The 3,217-nt window shown below is 57.6% G+C and carries 3 protein-coding genes and 1 tRNA gene; 1 reads left to right on the top strand and 3 read right to left on the bottom strand.

Going from position 1 to position 3,217, the window contains the following annotated elements:
* Positions 1-352 precede the first annotated feature (352 nt).
* The 3 genes from H8Z83_RS18825 to H8Z83_RS18835 all read right to left on the bottom strand — a co-directional run bounded on the left by H8Z83_RS18825 (position 353) and on the right by H8Z83_RS18835 (position 2,794).
* Positions 353-1,582, bottom strand: coding sequence for a flagellin N-terminal helical domain-containing protein (locus H8Z83_RS18825; RefSeq protein WP_187016433.1), 1,230 nt, complete (start codon positions 1,580-1,582; stop codon positions 353-355).
* 149 nt (positions 1,583-1,731) lie between these two features.
* Positions 1,732-1,995, bottom strand: a complete 264-nt coding sequence (locus tag H8Z83_RS18830) for a carbon storage regulator (protein ID WP_187016434.1) — start codon at positions 1,993-1,995, stop codon at positions 1,732-1,734.
* Between the two features lie 190 nt (positions 1,996-2,185).
* Complete coding sequence (locus H8Z83_RS18835; protein WP_187016435.1) at positions 2,186-2,794, bottom strand: recombinase family protein; 609 nt, start codon at positions 2,792-2,794, stop codon at positions 2,186-2,188.
* Between the two features lie 318 nt (positions 2,795-3,112).
* On the opposite strand from H8Z83_RS18835, the gene H8Z83_RS18840 reads away from it, so the two are divergent.
* A tRNA-Thr gene (locus tag H8Z83_RS18840) sits at positions 3,113-3,188 on the top strand.
* Positions 3,189-3,217 lie beyond the last annotated feature (29 nt).

Genomic DNA, 3,217 nt, shown 5'->3' on the forward strand with positions numbered 1-3,217 from the left:
CGACATAGTCGTTCATTTTGTGTCCTTTCCGCTTTCGACGGAAGGGTACACACCCGCGCTGCCGGTACAGCGCCAAAAACTGTCGACCTTCATGGAACTTCCTGCGTACAGGGTGGTCACAATGCCCTACGGGGTCCATGAACGCCTGAGGTCACACCGGGGTGTGAACCTCACCGGAAAGCCGCGAGATTTGGCTTTCGCCTATCATCACTATAGGACAAATTGGAAGGGGTGTCAAGGTGCCATGAGCCCGAGCCGCCCTGCTTGCGGGCGGGGGTCTTGGCGGACAAAAAGGGAGACGGGCAAAGCCCGTCTCCCTGTATGGTATTCGCTGTTTGTGCCGAGAGGCGAATTACTGCAGCAGCTGCAGGACGCCCTGGGGCACCTGGTTGGCCTGAGCCAGCATGGCCTGAGCGGACTGCACCAGGATGTTGTTCTTGGTGTAAGCCATCATCTCGTCGGCAACGTCGGTGTCGCGGATGGTGGACTCGGCGTCCTGAATGTTCTCGGTCATGACGGACAGGTTGTTGGAGGTGTGCTCCAGACGGTTCTGGATGGCGCCCAGATCGCCGCGGGTGGAGGACACGGTGTTGATGGCATCCTTGATGGACTGGATAGCCTTGGCAGCGCCGTCCTGATCCGCGATGGTCAGGTCGGCAATGCCCAGCGCCTTGGCGTGCATATCGCCCACGTTGACCTTCATCTTGTTGAAGCTGTCAGCGGTGTCGCCGATCTGCAGGGTGAGCCTCTCGCCGGTCTTTCTGTTCGGGTCGGCGGTGCCGTCGGCAGCAGCAACGCTGGTGTCGTCAGCCGCAATCTTAAGCTCCTTACCGGAAACCTGCACATCTTTCAGGATCTGTTCCAAATCAGCCTTCTCATCATCGCTCAGATTGTTAAGAGCCTTCACATCCGCATTTGCAATAAGATCCTGAATCTTAGCGGCATCGTAAGTCTCGCCCTGCTTCAGCTTAATTTTCAGCTCACCGTTAGCAGCAAGGGTGGCCTTTGCATCGTTACCGTCGATAGTATCAAATTTGATTTGAAGATTTACTTTGGTCCCCCCAGCACTGAACTGCTTGTCGTGGGCGATGGAAAGATCAATGGTGGCATCATGATTACCAGTCGAAGCTTTCTGATAGTTCATGGTCTGGAGACCGTCCATGCTGCCGTCCAGCAGCTTCTTGCCGTTGAAGTTGGAGCTGTCGGCGATGCGGTCGATCTCGCTGCGGAGGGCGTTGACCTCCTTCTGGAGGTTCAGGCGGTCCACCTCGTTGTCGTAGGTGCCGTTGGCGGACTGGGTAGCCAGAGAGTCCATGCGGTTGAGCATATCGTGGACTTCCTGCAGAGCGCCCTCAGCGGTCTTCACCAGAGAAACGCCGTCCTTCACGTTCTTGGAAGCGGCCTTCAGACCGGTGATCTGAGCGCGCATCTTCTCGGAAATGGCCAGACCGGCGGCGTCGTCACCGGCGCGGTTGATCTTGTAGCCGGAGGACAGCTTCTCCAGGTTCTTGCTCAGAGCGGAGGTGTTGTTGTTGTAGTTGCGGTAGGCGTTCATCGCCATAATGTTGTGCTGAATACGCATAGTTCTTATCTCCTTATGATAATGTGAGCGCTTCCTTGCGCCCCATCCAAAATGTGGTGCGTCGCCCGCCCGACCATCCGGCCGGACTGTATCGGACGTTTGACGCGCGATCTATTTCCTGCGGTCCGCGCGGGCCGCGAGAAATCAAGTCATTCGGCGGCGGTTTCCTTTTTCCGCGCCAGCTCCTCCATGCGGCGGGCGTTCCGCACCCGCTCGGAGGGGGGCTTGGGCCGCTGACGGAGCAGACCGTCGGGCCGCTGGCCGTCCCGCTCGTGGACCTCGCCACGGAGGATCGGCAGTTCCCGTGGAGCCTTCACCGCCACGCGGATGGTGCCGCCCTGTTCAAAGACCTGCACGACGATGTCGTCGCCAATGGTGAGGTATTCACCGGATTTCAGCTGTAATGAAAGCATGACGGGCACTCCTTTCCACGGTTGGCGGTTTGAAAAGGTACAGGTTTGCGAACCTGCTTTCCAAACTGCTTTCATCTATATTGTCGGACAGTTTTTCGGGAAATTAAGTGGAAAACCGGAAAATTTTTTTGTTTCGGGGCAATTTGTAAACCTGTACCTTTTCAAACTGCTTTTTCATTTACATTTTCATTTATATGGTGTTCTCCCGCTCAAGGCGCACCGCCTTGGCGTAAAACGTCCCCTCGGGCATGGCGCACCGCTCCGCCGCCTGACGGAGCGTGACCTTTTTCGCCCGCCAGTCCCGGTGGACATCGCGGAAATTCTCCGGCAGAGGGCTGGGCGGCCTGCCGAATTTCACGCCCCTCGCCTTCGCTGCCGCAATGCCCTCCGCCTGCCGCTTTTTGATGCTCTCCCGCTCGCTCTGGGCCACAAAGGACAGGATCTGCAAAACCAAATCGGCGATGAAGGTGTCCATCAGGTCCCGGCCCTGCCGGGTGTCCAGCAGGGGCATATCCAGGACCCGGATGTTCACCCGCTTTTCCTTGGTCAGCACCCGCCATTGCTCCCGCACCTCCTCGTAGTCCCGCCCCAGCCGGTCGATGCTCTGCACGCAGAGCAGGTCGCCGGGGCGGAGCCGCCTCACCAGCCGCTGGTACTGCGGGCGGTCAAAGTCCTTGCCCGATTGCTTATCCATGTAGATGTGGTTTCCGTCCAGTCCCGCCTCGCGCATGGCGATGACCTGCCGGGCCTCGTTCTGTTCCGCGCTGGATACCCGGATGTAGCCGTATTGTACTGCCATAGCTCACTCGCCGCCTTTCCTCTTATTGACGGAAACGGTATCACAAAAGCGGACAAAACCATACCCCCGGCGGAGATTTCCGGCGAAATGCGCGGCTATTTCCACGTCATCGGAAACCACCCCGCACCGGCGGTGCCCATGGCTCTGACCCACACCGTGACCCACACAACGAAATGAGTGGATGGACACAGTGGAGCGGATAGGGCGTACCTCCCGCAATATACCGAGCGGAAAGCCTCAAAGAGCCTTAAAAAGCAGCAGGCGGAGTGCCCGGATACACTTCGTAAGAATCAGGTCTGCGACTCCAAAAGTGAATATGCTAATGTAGCTCAGTCGGTAGAGCAGCTGATTCGTAATCAGCAGGTCGTGTGTTCGAGTCACATCATTAGCTCCAGAAAACAGCGGAAATCGAATGATTTCCGC

Origin of the sequence: Dysosmobacter segnis (assembly GCF_014297285.1) — a bacterium.
GTDB classification, from domain to species: domain Bacteria; phylum Bacillota; class Clostridia; order Oscillospirales; family Oscillospiraceae; genus Oscillibacter; species Oscillibacter segnis.

What these genes read in the sequence shown, in the direction of transcription:
- H8Z83_RS18835 (WP_187016435.1), bottom strand. Translation starts at nt 2,794, where the DNA reads ATGGCAGTACAATACGGCTACATCCGGGTATCCAGCGCGGAACAGAAC.
- H8Z83_RS18830 (WP_187016434.1), bottom strand. Translation starts at nt 1,995, where the DNA reads ATGCTTTCATTACAGCTGAAATCCGGTGAATACCTCACCATTGGCGAC.
- H8Z83_RS18825 (WP_187016433.1), bottom strand. Translation starts at nt 1,582, where the DNA reads ATGCGTATTCAGCACAACATTATGGCGATGAACGCCTACCGCAACTAC.